We start from the raw sequence: 15,462 nt of genomic DNA, 5'->3' as shown, positions 1-15,462 counted from the left end.
GTCGTGCGCCGTACCCGGCCCGTCCCCCCGCGCAGGAGGCCTTGATCCATGCAGAAGTCCGGTGCGCGCTCCAGCGCGATCATGGCCTCCGGGACCCTGGTGTCTCGCATCCTGGGGTTCGTCAAGACGTTCCTGATCACGGTGGCCATCGGTTCCGCCGCGACCATGGCGGATGTGTTCCAGCTGGCCAACACACTGCCCAACCTGATCTACGTGCTGATCGCGGGCGGTGTGTTCAACGCGGTGCTGGTGCCGCAGATCATCAAGGCGTCCAAGGCGCAGGACGAGGGCGCTGATTACATCTCCCGGCTGATCACACTCGCCGTGATCGCGCTGTTGGTGATCACCGCGGCGGTCGTGCTGTTGGTGCGCCCCATCATGAATCTCATGGGCCCGGGGTGGTCGGACGCCCAGCTGGCCATGGGCACCACGTTCGCGCTGATCACGTTCCCCCAGATCTTCTTCTACGGCCTCTACACGGTCGTGGGTCAGGTGCTCAACGCCAAGGGTGCGTTCGGTGCGTACATGTGGGCCCCGGTGCTCAACAACGTCATCGCGATCGCCGCCCTGCTGGTCTTCATCCAGCAGTTCGGTCCGTTCCGCACCAACCCGCACACCCTCGAGAACTGGACCTCCGCCCAGACCTTCTGGCTCGTGGTCATGGCCACGGTGGGTGTCGCCGCGCAGGCCTTCATCCTGTTCTGGCCACTCGCCCGGCTGGGACTGCGGATCCGCCCGCGCTTCGGGTGGCGCGGGATCGGGCTGTCCACCGCGGCGCGCCTGGGCGGCTGGACGCTCGCCACCGGCGTGATCGCCAACCTCGCGTTCATGGCCCTGTACCGCACCGCGGCGATCCCCACGGGTGCCCGGGCGGACATCGCGTCCGGCCCGGGTGGGGCGCCCCCCATCGCGGGTACGGCCGTCCTGGACCAGGCCACCATGCTCTACGCGTTGCCCCACGGGGTGATCGGGCTGTCCATCGCCACCGTGTTGTTCAACCGCATGGCGGCCGCGGCGTCCGAGAAGGACCGTGACTCCCTGGTCTCATCCCTGTCCTCGAGCCTGCGGGTCACCGGTGTGGCCACCGTGTTCTGCATGGTCGCCCTGATCATGTACGCGGGTCCGCTGGGCATGCTGTTCTCCGGTGGTGTTCCCGCCGCGGGCGCGGTGATCGGTCAGGTCATCACGGTGATCGCCATCGGCGCGCCGTTCATGTCCACCGCGTTCATGCTGGGCCGCGCGTTCTACGCCCAGGAGGACGCGCGCACCCCGTTCCTCGTGCAGCTGGGGGTGTCCGTCTTCACCGTGATCGCCGCCGTGCTGATCGCCCGGGTCTTTCCGCCCGAGCACATGGTGTTCGCCGTTGCGGCCTGTTACGCCATCCAGAACGTGCTGGCCACGGTGATCTACCACTACGCCCTCACACGGCGGATCGGGGACTACGGCCTGTCCCGGATCGTGAGCAGTCACGTGCGCATCCTGGCCGCCTCGCTCGTCGCGGGCGTGGCGGGAGTCGTGACGCTGTGGTTGCTCGGCGGGTACCGCACCGACGGTTTCCCGTGGGGTAATCAGGCAGCAGCCCTGATCAGCCTGGCCGTGGGCGGGCTCGTGATGGCCGCCGTGTACGCCGTGGCCCTGAAGCTGTTCCGGGTCCAGGAGTTCACGGGTTTGCTGGCCCCGCTGCGCGCCAAACTCGGCCGGTAGACTGCCCGAAAGATCGTTCTCGCGCCCGTGCGACCCCCGTGGCGCCCGATTACCAGAGGGAGCCGCCGTGTCCCAGCCCATTGCGCTTGGAGCCGTTCTGGGGGGCCGTTACAAGGTCACCGCGTCCCTGCTGAGCACCGCCGAAAACGATCACGTGCTCCAGGGCGAGGACCAGATCCTGCGCCGCCGGGTCTCAATCCTGGTGCCCTCCCCGGCTCACGAGTCACTGCTCGTGGACAACGCGCGTTCCCTGGCCGCCGGCGCCGGGCACAGCGGCTTCCAGGTCCTGGACATGGGTCAGACCGAGGACTCCACCTACCTGGTCACCTCCTATGCACCCACCGCGGACCTGTTGGACGCGCTGCTGGTCCAGGACGACGACGCCGACGACTACTCCCTGTCCGACGACATCTTCGGGGACTCCCGCTCGGCCGCCTCCTCCGCCTACATCTACGAGGAGCCGGACCCCACACAGCCGCAGGAGACCGTCTCCCGGGATCCTGAACCCTCGGCGCGCCCCGCCGTCACGCGCTGGAACGCCTCCGACTACGACGATTACGACGACGCCCCCGCCGCCCCGTCCGTGCGCAACAAGCTCGGCTTCGCGCGCAAGGTCCGCCCCGACGCCGTGCGCTCCACGATGTTCGACCGCGCAGCCACCCGGGGCGCTGCCGCCGGGGCGACCGCAGCGACGTCGGCCGAGGCAATCGATCCCACCTACGACGGCGACAACCGCTACGAGAGCTACGAACGGACCGAGGGCAAGCCTGGGCGCCTGGATGAACAGCCCTCCGCGCCCCGCTCGGCCCGCGATGACGACGCCGCTCACGACGGCACCGCGGCCATCCGCACGGTCGCGCCGGCCTCCGGTGCAGCGGCCGGGCATGCTTCGGCATCGGACGACGACGTCGCGTCGCTCCCCGACACGGCCCCTGGTGACGACGCTGCTCCCCTGGACGATCCCGCCGCCCCGGCCAGGACGGCCGCCGGTGGTTCGGATGCCGCCGCGTCCGCCGAGAGCGTGGGTACGGCCCATGCCGCCGGGGGCGGGATGATGAACGCCGCGGCGACCACAGCGGCGGCGGGCGGGATCGCGGGTGCGGCAGCGGCGTCGTCGGCGAATGCCTCCGCAGGGCACTCCCCCGCGGGGACGGACACCGCAGCGGCGCGCACCGCGGACGGGGCGAGGGAGCCCGCGGCCGGCGGCGCAGCCGCACGCACCGCCCACGCCGCCGAACGCGAGCATGCCGCTGATCCGGCGGGCGCGGGTGGCGCCCGGCCCGGCTCCACCGAACGATCCCGCAAGGGTCCGCTGCGGTGGCTGTTGCTGGTGTTACTGATCATCGCGCTGATCGCGGCGATCGTGCTGGGCTTCCGCGGGCTCGGTGCGCTCACCGGGCAGTTCGGACAGGGCGGGGCCCCGCAGGAGAACGCAGCGCCGAGCGGGCCCGCGGCGTCGAACACGCCGAGCCCGGCCGCCACACCGCAGGTCGGGACGGTCACGCGGGTGACCCAGGACCCGAACTTCATGACCGACACGGACGCCACGCTGGGCCAGGCCACGGACGGCAACCCGGGGACCTCGTGGCTGAGCTACGGTTTCTCGAACTCCCAGTTCGGCAACCTAGTCCAGTACGTGGGACTCGCCGCGCAGCTGCAGGACCCCGCACCCGTCCGGGAACTCACGATCCAGCAGGACGGTGGCACCGGCGGACAGTTCACGGTGTACGTCTCGGACAGCCCGTCGCTCGACGGCGCGCAACAAGTGGGCACGGGCTCGTTCACCGGGCCGCAGGTCAGCGTCCCGTTCTCCGAGGCCGCGCAGAACGACCCGCACCGGTACGTCCTGGTGGTGTGGAACGAATTGCCGCGACTGAAGAATCCCATCGGCGGCTACCCGTACGGCTTGCGGATCAGCGAACTGTCCGTGCGCTGAACCCGGTGACGCCGCCGAACGGAATATCTGGCGGTACTCCCCACGTTCTTGGGTGTAGTTGACATCCGCACACGCGGTTACTCGTGGAAAGGTTTCGTACCAGTGAGCAATCAGCCCGGCATTTTCGCGAATGCTGTGAACCTCAAGGTCGGCAGCGCGGCGGAGGCCTCCGCTGCGTCCGAGGACGCCCGCACCACCTCCGCGGACGACGCCGTTCACGACGTCGTCATCGTAGGTTCCGGTCCCGCGGGGTACACCGCCGCCATCTATACGGCGCGCGCAAACCTCAACCCCGTGGTGCTGGCCGGGTCCGTGACCGCCGGTGGTGAACTCATGAACACCACGGACGTGGAGAACTACCCGGGGTTCATCGACGGCATCATGGGCCCAGACCTGATGAACAACATGCAGCAGCAGGCCGAGCGCTTCGGGGCGGACATCCGCTACGAGGACGTCGTCTCCGCGGAACTCGACGGAGAGATCAAGACCGTGACCGTGGAGGACGGGACCGTGCTGCGCGCCCGCGCGGTCATCATCTCCACCGGTTCCGAGTACCGCAAGCTCGGTCTCGAGGACGAGGAACGGCTCTCCGGCCACGGTGTGTCGTGGTGTGCCACGTGCGACGGGTTCTTCTTCAAGAAGCAGAACATCGCGGTGGTGGGCGGCGGTGACTCCGCGATCGAAGAGGCCACGTTCCTGACCAAGTTCGCGGACAAGGTGACCCTGATCCACCGCCGGGACCGGTTCCGTGCGTCCGAGATCATGCAGCAGCGCGCGTTCGACGACCCCAAGATCGAGATCCTCTGGAACACCAAGGTCACCGGGATCCAGGGCGCGGACAAGGTGGAGTCCCTGGCCCTGGAGGACACCGTCACGGGTGAGACCTCTGAGCTGGCCGTGACCGGTCTGTTCGTGGCCATCGGCTCGGACCCCCGCGTAGGACTCGTGAAGGATCAGCTCGAGTTGACCGTGGACAACACGATCGCCGTGGACGGGCGCAGCTCCACGACCTCGCTGGCCGGTGTCTTCGCCGCCGGCGACGTGGTGGACGCGACCTACCGCCAGGCGATCACCGCCGCGGGCTCGGGCTGTGTTGCCGCGGTGGACGTGGAGCACTACCTCGCGGCCCTCGACAGCTGATCCGAACCCACCCGCCAACCCACTCCCGCCCGGAACCGCCGGAACGATTCGGCGACCGAGCGGGGAAACCCATCGAAAGGAAACACACATGAGCTCTGCAAAGGACGTCACCGACGCCAACTTCAAGGCCGAGGTGCTCGAGAACTCCAAGCCCACCATCGTGGACTTCTGGGCCGAATGGTGCGGTCCGTGCCGCCAACTCGGACCCGTGCTGGACGCGATCGCCGCGGAGCACGCGGATCACGTGGACGTGGTGAAGGTCAACGTGGACGACAACCCCGCGATCGCCTCCCAGTACGGCATCACCTCAATCCCCGCGGTGTACCTCTTCGCGAACGGCGAGGTCGCCAAGACCTCGATCGGTGCCAAGCCCAAGTCCGCGCTCGAGAAGGAGTTCGGGGACTACCTCAACCCCTCCGCGTGACACATCCGACCCGGGCCCGCATCACTTACGTGCGCGGGCCCGGGTTTCCTCGAACCCAATTGCAGTGTGCGAACCACACCGTGGGAGTGGCTCGCCGACCCCAGGGAGACCACGTGCCGCCATCCACCCCCGGAGCCGCGCTCAGACACGGTATGACCGACCGCCGCATCACGGGTCTCAGGGAACGCCTCGTCAGGGCAGGAGGCGAAGACCTACCCCTGGCCGGCGACAGCGTGCCGGACCCCACGGTCTTCGACGACCGTGTGGACCACGCCGTGCGGGTGTTCCAGCAGCGCAAGGGGCTCATCGTGGACGGCGTGGTCGGTCCGGAGACCGAGGCAGCACTCAACGACGCCCAGTACAGGCTGGGTGACCGTCCACTGTTCTTCGACGAGGTGGCCCCGTTGCACGGCGACGACGTCGCGGAGCTGCAGGACAACCTTTCGCTGTTGGGTTTCTACTACGGGCACCTGGATGCGGTGTTCAACCGACAGACCGAGTACGCCGTGAAGGAACTCCAACACAGCCTGGGTGTCCCGAGTGACGGCACCGTGGGTCTCGACACCCTCTCCGGACTGGCTCGCGTGCGCAAGAAGATCACCTCGGCCAAGGCCTTCTCCCTACGAGATCACCACCGGCTGGAGAGCCTCCAGGAGGCCCTCCGTGATCGCCTGGTGCTCCTGGTGCCCTCCAGTGCCGGTCCTCAGGTGTCCCCAGCCGGGGCCCCGGATTCGTTCGCCGCGGATCAGGATGCCATCACCCTCGACGTCGCGCAGCGCACCCGCGACCTTCTCCGCGCGGTAGGCGCCAAGCCCGTGATCGCCGCAGCCCAGGGCGCCGGCGCTTCATCGTCAAGTGCTGGACCGGAGGACTTGGACGGGAGCGTCCCAGAGGTCCCCGAGGTCCTCCCCGACGACGCCCTTGTGCTCACCCTGCAGTGTGATTGGAACTCCTCACCCCTAGCCCAGGGTGTGGCCACCTTCTTCTGGGGTGCACCGGACACACGTCAGGCGTACTCCCCCGTGGGTCAGCTCGCGTCGGACATGATCCTGCGTGAGCTGGTGGCCCGCACGGGTGCCCTGGACCTGGGGAGCCATGCGCGGCAGTGGAGTGCACTCCGTGAGGTCCGTACCGCGGCGGCATGGGTCGATCTGGGATACCTTTCGAACGAGGATGAGGCCTCCCGGCTGCGGAGTGGTGAGTACCGCGCCCGTTTGGCGGAGGCGCTTCTGTGTGGCCTCCAGCGTGTTCTGGCGTCCACTCCGGAACCCACCGCCACGGGAACCATGAGCCTGGCGGACATCCAGGACTATTACCGTAGGGACGGCTGAACGCACCTCATCATGGGGCGATAGCGACTCGTTGGAGACAAGGCTGATCGACTTGCTGGTGACACTCGATCTCCCGGCTGATCTGTTGAGGTGATGGAAGTAGGGCCGCGATGTTTCACGTGAAACATCGCGGCCCTTATTCGTGGCTGCGGAAGCTCAGTTCGCGTCCAGCTTGGGGTCCAGCACGTCGATGATGCGGTTGAGGTCTTCGACCGATGCAAACTCGATCGTCATCTTGCCCTTGCGCGCACCGAGCTGGATCTTCACGCTCGTGTCCAACTTGTCGGAGAAGGCATCTGCGATGTAACCCAGTCGGTCATCGTGGCGGGTTACGGGGGTCTTCCGCTTGGTCGCGTGTCGCTTGAGACCGTCGGAGAGGGCCACGAGCTCCTCCGTGGCGCGCACCGACAGCCCCTCCGCCACGATCCGCTGGGCGACCCGCTCCATCTCGGCGGGATCCGTTAGCGCCAACAGGGCACGCGCATGTCCCGAGCTCAGTACCCCCGCGGCCACGCGACGCTGCACGAGCGCAGGGAGTCGGAGCAGGCGCAGAGTGTTGGAGATCTGCGGCCGGGAGCGTCCGATCCGTTCCGAGAGCTGCTCCTGAGTGGCCCCGAACTCCTCCATGAGCTGCTGGTACGCGGCGGCTTCTTCAAGGGGGTTGAGCTGAGCCCGGTGCAGGTTCTCCAGCAGGGCGTCCCGCAAGAGATCATCGTCCGCTGTGTCCCGGATGATGGCCGGGATGACGGCCAGACCGGCCTCCTGGACGGCTCGCCAACGCCGTTCGCCCATGACGAGCTCGTACTTCTGCTCTCCCCCCTCGTGACTGGGACGCACGACGATGGGCTGCAGGACACCGAGTTCCTTCACCGAAAAGGCGAGCTCGGCGAGCTCGTCCTCATCGAAGTCCTGGCGCGGCTGTTTGCGGTTGGGGTGGATGTCCGTGACCGAGATCTCCGCGAAGGTGGCTCCGGGGATGCTCTGCAGGTCTTCCTGGGCAGAGTGTTCGGTAGTCACGGCCTGTCGCTGTGACGCGGTGACGTCCGCCGTGGGGATATGCTCTCCGACGGTGTCCGCAGCACCATCGGCGGAGGCGGAAGGAGGCGCTATGTTCCACGTGGTAGAAGATTGGACCGATGTTTCACGTGAAACGTCGGCAGAGCCGGACTTTACCTGCTGGTTCCCCTGACCGGCATTCGTGGGCGTATTGCGCTCGGTCTCCTGGTGGGACCCATCCGCTGCACTCGAGGGGGTCACCTCTCCGACCTGCGAAGAGTCACGGACTTCGTCGGTACGCGAAAAGTCGTCAGAGTTTTCCGCATCAGTTTCTTCGTCACCACTCGATGGCAAGAAGAACATGTCCACCGGGCGGCGCACATTCGTTGTACTGCGTAGGGCCTGGCCCATGTCCCTCCGGGTCCGTGGCGACTTGCTTCCACGTGATGCCGGAGCCTTCGGGGAATCGGATGTTTCACGTGAAACATCGTCGGATCGTGACCCAGCGACGTCGGCACCGTCTTTGGTCGTACTCACCTGCGTCTTAAGCTTGGCCGCGTCTGGTTTAGTGCCCACACCCTTTTCGGAGCCCGCCTCCCCCGCTTTATTGGATCGCGACGACCGACGCACTGAGGTTCCGGTTTGATTGCCGTCACCGGTCGGGCCGGCTTTCTTACCAACTGCCTCAGCGTCGGGGCCTGATGCCTCGGTCTTGTTGCTCTTTGTCGCGGTTTTCTTGGGGGTCGCCGTCGCGAGTGGAGTTGCCTCCTGACGATTCTCGTCGGCAGACTTCAAGGGGGGGGTGGCCCGTACCCCCTTGGCAGTACCGGCTTTACGAGACGAGCTCCGATCGGGGGTCTCGGTCGGGCCGCTTCGAGAGGACTGCTTGCCACGACTTGCGGTCTCCCTAGGGTCGACCGCTGGCGGTGTCGTTTGCTCCTGAGCGTCCCCATTCGGGATGAGAGCGCCTAAACCGCGCCCGAGGCCACGACGTCGTTCTGCCACGATGAATTCCTCCCGGTGATGATGGTGTATCCATCGTAGTCAAGAACGGATCCTTCGTATGGCCCATTCACCGGCGGTAACCGCGCGCCTGACACACGATTACCTCGATGTTTCACGTGAAACATCGGGGTCATGATGGAAAGATCTATCAGCGCAGCGTTATGCGACCTGGCGCCCGCCAGCTGCAACTACGCAGAAAGTGGCTGCCTCGTTCGCGGTATCGAAGATGCCTACTCGGCCGCGCCGGATCCGCGGCTGGCCAGTTCCGCCGCAGCCTCCAGGTACGACAGCGCTCCGGTGGAACTGGGGTCGTAGGTGATGACGCTCTGCTGATAACTCGGCGCCTCCGAGACTCGCACCGACCGGGGAATCATGGTCTCCATGACCTCCCGAGGGAAGTGCTGCCGAACTTCGTCGGCCACCTGCGACGCCAGGTTGGTCCGCCCGTCGTACATCGTCAGCAGGATGGAGGACACCACGAGCTTCGGATTCAGGTGCTTCTGGATCATGGTGATGTTGTTGAGCAGCTGGCTCAGCCCTTCGAGCGCGTAGTACTCGCACTGGATGGGGATCAGTACCTCGGTCGCCGCAACGAACGCGTTAATCGTGAGGAGGCCGAGGCTGGGCGGGCAGTCGATGAACACGTAGTCGAGACGGGGGAGCCCATGCTCCTCGCGCGATGTCGCGTACTCCGCCAGAGCCCGCTGCAATCGCTGTTCACGAGCCACCACGGACACGAGTTCGATCTCGGCACCGGCAAGGTCGATGGTCGCCGGGAGGACCCACAGGTTGGACACCTCGGGGGACTCCTTGACCACCTCGGCCACCGGCACCTCGTCGATGAGCACGTCATAGACAGAGTCCGCATCCGCACCGTGGGGAATCCCGAGTGCGGTGGACGCGTTGCCCTGCGGATCGTTGTCCACGACCATCACGTTCTGGCCCTGCTGCGCGAGCGCCACAGCGAGGTTGACCGACGTACTGGTCTTCCCCACACCACCTTTCTGATTGCTGATGGTGATGTAGCGCGTGTTCTCGGGGCGGTCCAGGTGCACGTTCTTGAGCTTGGCGCGGCGCTTGTTCTCTTCCACGAGTTTCCTCCCCAGGGCGGTATCCGCCACCGCGTCTTGTGCCGTCACTCCTGCTTGACCGTCTGTTTCACGTGAAACATGGCGTCCGCGATCAGGAACAACTTTTTTTGTTTGCGAAATTGGATCAGGCGGCAATCCGAAGTCGTGTCCACGGGTACGTCCTGCTGTGGGCCGTTCCGGCTCGGTCATCGACTGTCCCTTCCGTGACTGGTGCGGTGCTCCTAGTAGCTTATCGACAAGGCCGCACCGGCAACGACGGATTCACAGCACGAGCCGGACCACCGTGGTGGGTTCCTCCAGGAGGTCCTCGCCCACGGTCACGACCTCCGAGGACCGAACCCCGAAACGATTGAACTTCTTGCTCGCCTTGCGCAGCTCGTCCTGGGCGGAGCGTCCCTTGAGCGCGAGCAGCTCACCTGAACCCTTCAACAGCGGCAGGGTGATGTCCACCAGACCGATGAGCGCGGAGACGGCTCGGGCCGTGACCACATCCACCGGGCCCACCTGGTTCTTCGCCTGTTCGGCGCGCGCCCGCAGCACACAGACGTTGTCCAGGCCGAGATCCGCCGCAATCTCCTCGAGCCACGCGACACGGCGCTCCAGCGGCTCGATCAACGTGATGGACAGATCGGGCCGGGCGATCGCGAGGCACAGGCCGGGAAGGCCGGCCCCCGAGCCCACGTCCGCGACGTGAGCGTTCCGCGGGATCAGGCTCTCCACCACCGCGCAGTTGAGTACGTGACGTTCCCACAATCGCGGGGCCTCACGGGGACCGATCAGTCCACGGACGATGCCCGAGGACGCCAGGTGCTCCGTGTAGCGCCGCGCCAGGTCGAGGCGGTCATCGAAGATCGTGCGCGCCGCGGCCTCGTGCTCACCGAGCTCGGGGGCTGGCTGGGGCTCGGGAGCGGGACGCGACGCGCCCTCGGCGCCCGACCCGTTCTTGTCCTGCCCGGACGCGGCGGGGTGCGGGGTGGAACGCGACACAGTCACTGAGCCGCCGAGACCACGATGTGGCGCCCGGCGCCGTCGCCCTCGGACTCGGAGACCAGACCGGCGTCCGCGACGGCGTCATGGACGATCTTGCGCTCGTACGGGGATAGCGGGGGCAGGTGCACGCTGCCGCCCTCGGACTCGACCTTGGCCACGGCGTCCTGCGCCATCTCGCGCAGCTCCGAGGCTCTCTCGTCACGGTGTCCCGCGATGTCCAAGATCAACCGGCTGCGCCGCTGCGTGGCGCTGAGGACGGACAGCCGCGCGAGTTCCTGCAGCGCCTCGACCGTCTCGCCGTTCTCGCCCACGAGCTCTCGCAGAGGGGAGTCGTCACCGTCCTCCGCGACCACGGAGACGTACGTGCGGCCGTCCCGGACCTCGATGTCGATGTCGCCGTCGATGTCCGCGGTGTCGAGGAGCTCTTCGATGTAGTCCGCGGCGATCTCACCCTCCTCCTCGAGGGGGGAGAGCTCGGAGGTCTGCGCGTCGGAGGACGCGTCCTGCGAGGGCAGCTGCTGCTGTTCGTCGATGTCGTTCATCGGGTGCGACCTCTCAGCCGTTCTTCTTGGCCTGTTGCTTCTGGCGCTTCTTGGACACGGGCTGCTGACGCTGGCCCGCCGCCGCGCGTTCACGCTGCTCCTCGAGCTTCTCCTCGTGCTCCTTCTTGGTCATGCCCACCGGGGGCAGACCCTTGGCCGCACGGCGTTCGTTGAGTTCACGCTCTGCCTGGGACCCCTTGGTGGGGTTGTTGCGGATGACCCACCACTGCTGGCCCATGGACCACAGGTTCGAGACTGTCCAGTAGATGAGCACACCCAGCGGGAAGTTGATGCCACCGATCGCGAAGATGAGCGGGAACAGGTAGAGCATCATCTGCTGCTGGCGGTACATGGGCGATTCCTTGGCGGCATCGCTCATGTTGCGCGCGGTCAGCTGCTTCTGCGTGATGAACTGCGTGGCACACATGGCCACGATCATGACGATCGCCAGCACGATGGTGGCCGTGTGGTTGCCCGCACCCGGCTGCATCAGGGTGGAGAACAGGGGAGCGCCGAAGATCGTGGAGTCGTTGAACTGGTGGACCAGCTGCGGCGTGAGGACGTGGATGGACTCGTCGTTCTGGGCGGCCTGCGGGACCGAACGCAGCACCTGGAACAGCGCGAAGAAGATGGGCATCTGCACGATGATCGGCAGGCACGCCGCGAACGGGTTGGAACCGTGTTCCTTGTACAGGGCCATCTGCTCCTCGGCCATGGCCTGGCGGGAGAGCTGGTCCTTCTTGCCCTTGTACTTAGCCTGCAGCTTGGCCATCTCCGGTTGCAGTTCCTGCATGCCGCGCATGGACTTGATCTGCTTGAGGAACAGCGGGATGGTCAGTGTACGCATGACCAGGGTCAGGCCCACGATGCACAGCACCCAGGTGACACCGGAGGTCGGATCCATCCCGAGGGTGGTGAACAGTTCGTGGAACACCCACAGCACGGCGGAGACGATCCACCTGAAGGGGAAGAGAATGATGTCGAAGAAGTTCATCGAGCGTTGGCTCCTTGAGCCGCGTGGTCGTCACGGGCCGGGCAGTCGTGCACGTGGTCGCGCACGAGGGTCGGGTGGTTGAGCAGAACGATTTTGGGGGTCGAGGCCACAGAGGGGAACTCCCGACCGCCGCTCGGGACCCTATCGATCCCGCCGGCCGCCCACGGGTGGCAGCGCAGCAGACGTCTGACGCTCAGTCCCAGTCCGCGCACCGCGCCGTGCACGGTGAACGCCTCCAGCGCGTATGCGGAACAGGAGGGGAAATACCGGCACACGTCTCCGTACAGCGGGGAGACAATCGTGCGGTAGAGCTTGAGCAGGGCGATGCAAAGATTCTGCGGAAGATGCTTCATGGTGCGCACGAGGCCACCGCCGGGGTTGTACTCGTGCGGCGCGCGCGCGAGGAGTTGCTCGGGAGACGGACGTGATGTCACGTGCGGGCCTCCTTCTCGACTCTGTACAAGCAACGTTACGGCATCCGCCGCGTACGCAACGGGGAGGTCATCGCGCCTTGCGCAGCGCGGCATGCAGGGCGTCGCGGTAGTCACGCCCCAGTTCGTCCCACCCTGCCGCGGCGGCCGCGGGCAAAGCACGGACGACGACGTCGAGCCCGGCCGGGTGTTCGCGGACGGTCACGGCAGCGAGTTCACGCAGGCGGCGCTTAACCTTGTTCCTGACCACGGCGTTGCCCACCGCCTTGGAGACGATGAACCCCACGCGGGACGCCTGCTCCGTGGTGCTTCGCACGGATACGACGACGTTCCGGCGGCCACTGCGGGCGCCGGAACGTACGGTGTCTGAGAACTGCGCCGAGGTCCGCATCCGATGCCTGGTGGGCAGCACGATGCGAACCTCGCGAGTTGACGATGAGTCAGGCCGACAGGCTGGCGCGGCCCTTGCTGCGGCGGGCGCCGATGATGGCGCGGCCGGCACGGGTGCGCATGCGAGCACGGAAGCCGTGCTTGCGAGAGCGGCGGCGGTTGTTGGGCTGGAAAGTCCGCTTGGGCATTAGTCACTCCACGAGGTTGGACAACGGCGCGCCAACTGCGACGGATCACAGGGGACGCACGCGGTACGTATTTGGGGGCATGCGGACGCGCAGAAATCGCAATCCTACACGCACAAGACTGATTCACAGTAGTCAAAAGGGCCACACCGGTCAAATTGCCGCACACTACGATCGGCGGTCCGGTGGGCTGCCAGACGGGCGGCCGCGTCCCTCCACAAGTGTGTACACCGCCCCCCGGGAGCATGTGGAAAAGCGCCGGATCACACCCCGCCAGAGCAAGTTATCCCCAGGTGGGAACTACACAGTTGTAGTTCTGTGCACCGGCTCCGACGGGCTATGTCGAGCCCGGAACCATGCTCTAGGCTGAGGTTTGCGGCCGCCCCCACGAGGTTATCCACCGCTGTGTACAAGTCTGTGGAAAACTGGGGCTTCCCCGTATCTCACGTCAGGAGTCGTTCATGCAGCAGGACAACAGGGCTTTGCTCGAGCAATGGGCAGAGTGCGTCCGCGTCATGAACGAGAACCCGCGGGTCACGGGACGGGCACGCGGGACCATCGCGGTGTGTGAACCCCGCGGCCTGATGGGCACCACGCTGCTGATCGCGGTCCCGAGTGAGGCCACGCGGGAATTCCTGCAGAACCGCCCCATGTCCGAGATCCTGGACGAGAGCGTGGGCCGGGTCCTGGGAGCGGACACGCTCGTGGCATTCGTCGTGGATCCCGAGCTCGAGGTCCAGCCGCCCACCACGCGCGCCGCGACCGACGCGCGGTCCTCCGACCGCACCATCCCCTCGCTCAACGAGCTCGAAGCCGAACGTACGCCCGGGTCCTTCCAGCCCGCTCCCGGCCGCGATGCGCCGTCGGGCGAGAGCGTCCCGCGCTCCCCGGCCGGCCTGGCAACCACCGAGCCCGGCGACGGCGCCGGCGAGTACGACGATCTGCCCCCGCGCCGCCTACCCGAAGCCGCGCCCCCGGTGCCGCAACAGCGCGAGGTGCTCAGCACCGGCAACGGTTCGGACACCAGCCCGGCGGATTCGGAATGGGACAGTTCCGCCCGACTGAACCCCAAGTACGTCTTCGACTCCTTCGTGATCGGCCAGTCGAACCGGTTCGCCCACGCCGCAGCCTTCGCGGTCGCAGAGACCCCCGCCAAGGCATATAACCCGCTGTTCATCTACGGGGATTCGGGTCTCGGCAAGACCCACCTGCTGCACGCGATCGGGCACTATGCCAAGCGGCTCTACCCCAAACTGCGCGTGCGGTACGTGAACTCGGAGGAGTTCACCAACGACTTCATCAACTCCATCCGCGACGACGAGGGCTCGTCTTTCAAGGGCATCTACCGCAACGTGGACCTGCTGCTGATCGATGACATCCAGTTCCTCGCGGGCAAAGAGCACACGCAGGAGGAGTTCTTCCACACCTTCAACGCGCTGCACAATCACGAGAAGCAGATCGTGATCACCTCGGACATGCCGCCCAAACAGCTCACGGGATTCGCCGAGCGGATGCGCTCCCGCTTCGAGTGGGGACTGATCACGGACGTGCAGCCGCCCGAGCTCGAGACCCGGATCGCGATCCTGCGCAAGAAGGCGATCAGCGAGGGGATGGACGCCCCGGACGATGTTATGGAGTACATCGCCTCCCACATCTCCACCAACATCCGCGAACTGGAAGGGGCGTTGATCCGGGTCACGGCTTTCGCGTCCCTCAACAAGCAACCGGTGGATCTCCCGCTCGCAGAGCTCGTGCTGAAGGATCTGATCACCGACGACGGGGGACAGGAGATCACCGCGGCCTCGATCCTGGGGCAGACCGCCGCGTTCTTCAACATCACCCTGGACGAGCTGAAGTCCAAGTCCCGCACGCGCACCCTGGTGACCGCGCGCCAGATCGGCATGTACCTGTTGCGGGAACTCACGGACATGTCCCTGCCCAAGATCGGTCAGGAACTGGGCGGGCGGGACCACACCACGGTCATGCACGCGGACCGTAAGATCCGCACGCTCATGGCCGAACGCCGGCAGATCTTCGATCAGGTCACGGAGCTGACCAACCGGATCAAACAACAATCGCGCGAGGGCTAAGACCCGCCCCGATCACGCGATACCCGGAGACGGGCCCTCGGAACACGGTTCCGGGGGCCCGTTCTTCTTGTGATTCGTCCACAGGCCGAGCCCGCGGATCCACTGCTTTCGCCGCCCACGGTGCACAGGAAAATTCGGGGGTGTGGACGCGCTGTGCACAGTCCTGTTCAGGCCCGTGTGGAAAAATCTGTGGACAACGCAGAGCAGGCGGTG

The 15,462-nt window shown here is 66.3% G+C and carries 14 protein-coding genes; 6 read left to right on the top strand and 8 right to left on the bottom strand.

Annotated elements, in window-relative coordinates; genetic code table 11:
• The first annotated feature begins 48 nt into the window (after window positions 1–48).
• From murJ to RF637_RS05065, 5 genes are all read left to right on the top strand, one after another.
• The gene (murJ, locus tag RF637_RS05085; protein WP_064845479.1) at window positions 49–1,704 is read left to right on the top strand and encodes a murein biosynthesis integral membrane protein MurJ; all 1,656 of its coding nucleotides are present in this window, start codon (window positions 49–51) and stop codon (window positions 1,702–1,704) included.
• 67 nt (window positions 1,705–1,771) lie between these two features.
• On the top strand, window positions 1,772–3,640 hold the full coding sequence (locus RF637_RS05080; protein WP_368844303.1) for a hypothetical protein: 1,869 nt from the start codon (window positions 1,772–1,774) through the stop codon (window positions 3,638–3,640).
• A gap of 102 nt (window positions 3,641–3,742) precedes the next feature.
• Window positions 3,743–4,780 carry a thioredoxin-disulfide reductase gene (trxB, locus tag RF637_RS05075; protein ID WP_239320650.1) on the top strand — a complete coding sequence of 346 codons (1,038 nt, stop codon included), beginning with the start codon at window positions 3,743–3,745 and terminating at the stop codon, window positions 4,778–4,780.
• Between the two features lie 88 nt (window positions 4,781–4,868).
• A complete protein-coding gene (gene trxA / locus RF637_RS05070) occupies window positions 4,869–5,204 on the top strand; it encodes a thioredoxin (protein ID WP_085107233.1) in 336 nt (111 codons plus the stop codon).
• 152 nt (window positions 5,205–5,356) lie between these two features.
• Window positions 5,357–6,535, top strand: a complete 1,179-nt coding sequence (locus RF637_RS05065) for a peptidoglycan-binding protein (protein ID WP_368844302.1) — start codon at window positions 5,357–5,359, stop codon at window positions 6,533–6,535.
• Between the two features lie 156 nt (window positions 6,536–6,691).
• Here the strand turns inward: RF637_RS05065 and RF637_RS05060 are convergent, their stop codons facing one another.
• The 8 genes from RF637_RS05060 to rpmH form a co-directional block, all read right to left on the bottom strand.
• Window positions 6,692–7,942, bottom strand: a complete 1,251-nt coding sequence (locus tag RF637_RS05060; protein WP_368844301.1) for a ParB/RepB/Spo0J family partition protein — start codon at window positions 7,940–7,942, stop codon at window positions 6,692–6,694.
• Window positions 7,943–8,766: 824 nt separating this feature from the next.
• Entirely contained in the window at window positions 8,767–9,627 is an 861-nt protein-coding gene (locus RF637_RS05055; protein WP_342358290.1) for a ParA family protein, read from the bottom strand.
• Window positions 9,628–9,888: 261 nt separating this feature from the next.
• Window positions 9,889–10,479 (bottom strand): 16S rRNA (guanine(527)-N(7))-methyltransferase RsmG, encoded by a 591-nt coding sequence (gene rsmG / locus RF637_RS05050; RefSeq protein ID WP_260850520.1) that lies wholly within the window; start codon window positions 10,477–10,479, stop codon window positions 9,889–9,891.
• 137 nt (window positions 10,480–10,616) lie between these two features.
• Complete coding sequence (locus tag RF637_RS05045; RefSeq protein WP_368844300.1) at window positions 10,617–11,159, bottom strand: protein jag; 543 nt, start codon at window positions 11,157–11,159, stop codon at window positions 10,617–10,619.
• Window positions 11,160–11,172: 13 nt separating this feature from the next.
• The gene (gene yidC, locus RF637_RS05040; RefSeq protein ID WP_368844299.1) at window positions 11,173–12,153 is read right to left on the bottom strand and encodes a membrane protein insertase YidC; all 981 of its coding nucleotides are present in this window, start codon (window positions 12,151–12,153) and stop codon (window positions 11,173–11,175) included.
• Entirely contained in the window at window positions 12,150–12,587 is a 438-nt protein-coding gene (yidD, locus tag RF637_RS05035) for a membrane protein insertion efficiency factor YidD (protein ID WP_064845486.1), read from the bottom strand. The genes yidC and yidD overlap by 4 nt, the downstream gene beginning before the upstream one ends.
• A 67-nt stretch (window positions 12,588–12,654) precedes the next feature.
• Window positions 12,655–12,996 carry a ribonuclease P protein component gene (rnpA, locus tag RF637_RS05030; protein WP_035962805.1) on the bottom strand — a complete coding sequence of 114 codons (342 nt, stop codon included), beginning with the start codon at window positions 12,994–12,996 and terminating at the stop codon, window positions 12,655–12,657.
• Between the two features lie 28 nt (window positions 12,997–13,024).
• Complete coding sequence (rpmH, locus tag RF637_RS05025) at window positions 13,025–13,162, bottom strand: 50S ribosomal protein L34 (RefSeq protein WP_035962803.1); 138 nt, start codon at window positions 13,160–13,162, stop codon at window positions 13,025–13,027.
• 458 nt (window positions 13,163–13,620) lie between these two features.
• Here rpmH and dnaA point away from each other — a divergent pair, with 458 nt between their 5' ends.
• On the top strand, window positions 13,621–15,249 hold the full coding sequence (gene dnaA / locus RF637_RS05020) for a chromosomal replication initiator protein DnaA (protein ID WP_131332065.1): 1,629 nt from the start codon (window positions 13,621–13,623) through the stop codon (window positions 15,247–15,249).
• The last annotated feature ends 213 nt before the right edge of the window (window positions 15,250–15,462 follow it).

This window comes from Kocuria sp. CPCC 204721 (assembly GCF_040980945.1).
Lineage (GTDB): Bacteria > Actinomycetota > Actinomycetes > Actinomycetales > Micrococcaceae > Kocuria > Kocuria marina.
Note: the sequence above shows the minus strand (reverse complement) of the source record. Positions and strands in the feature narration are given on the sequence as shown.

What these genes read in the sequence shown, in the direction of transcription:
- rpmH (WP_035962803.1), bottom strand. Translation starts at nt 13,162, where the DNA reads ATGCCCAAGCGGACTTTCCAGCCCAACAACCGCCGCCGCTCTCGCAAG.
- trxA (WP_085107233.1), top strand. Translation starts at nt 4,869, where the DNA reads ATGAGCTCTGCAAAGGACGTCACCGACGCCAACTTCAAGGCCGAGGTG.
- dnaA (WP_131332065.1), top strand. Translation starts at nt 13,621, where the DNA reads ATGCAGCAGGACAACAGGGCTTTGCTCGAGCAATGGGCAGAGTGCGTC.
- RF637_RS05060 (WP_368844301.1), bottom strand. Translation starts at nt 7,942, where the DNA reads ATGGGCCAGGCCCTACGCAGTACAACGAATGTGCGCCGCCCGGTGGAC.
- yidC (WP_368844299.1), bottom strand. Translation starts at nt 12,153, where the DNA reads ATGAACTTCTTCGACATCATTCTCTTCCCCTTCAGGTGGATCGTCTCC.
- RF637_RS05065 (WP_368844302.1), top strand. Translation starts at nt 5,357, where the DNA reads ATGACCGACCGCCGCATCACGGGTCTCAGGGAACGCCTCGTCAGGGCA.
- RF637_RS05045 (WP_368844300.1), bottom strand. Translation starts at nt 11,159, where the DNA reads ATGAACGACATCGACGAACAGCAGCAGCTGCCCTCGCAGGACGCGTCC.
- murJ (WP_064845479.1), top strand. Translation starts at nt 49, where the DNA reads ATGCAGAAGTCCGGTGCGCGCTCCAGCGCGATCATGGCCTCCGGGACC.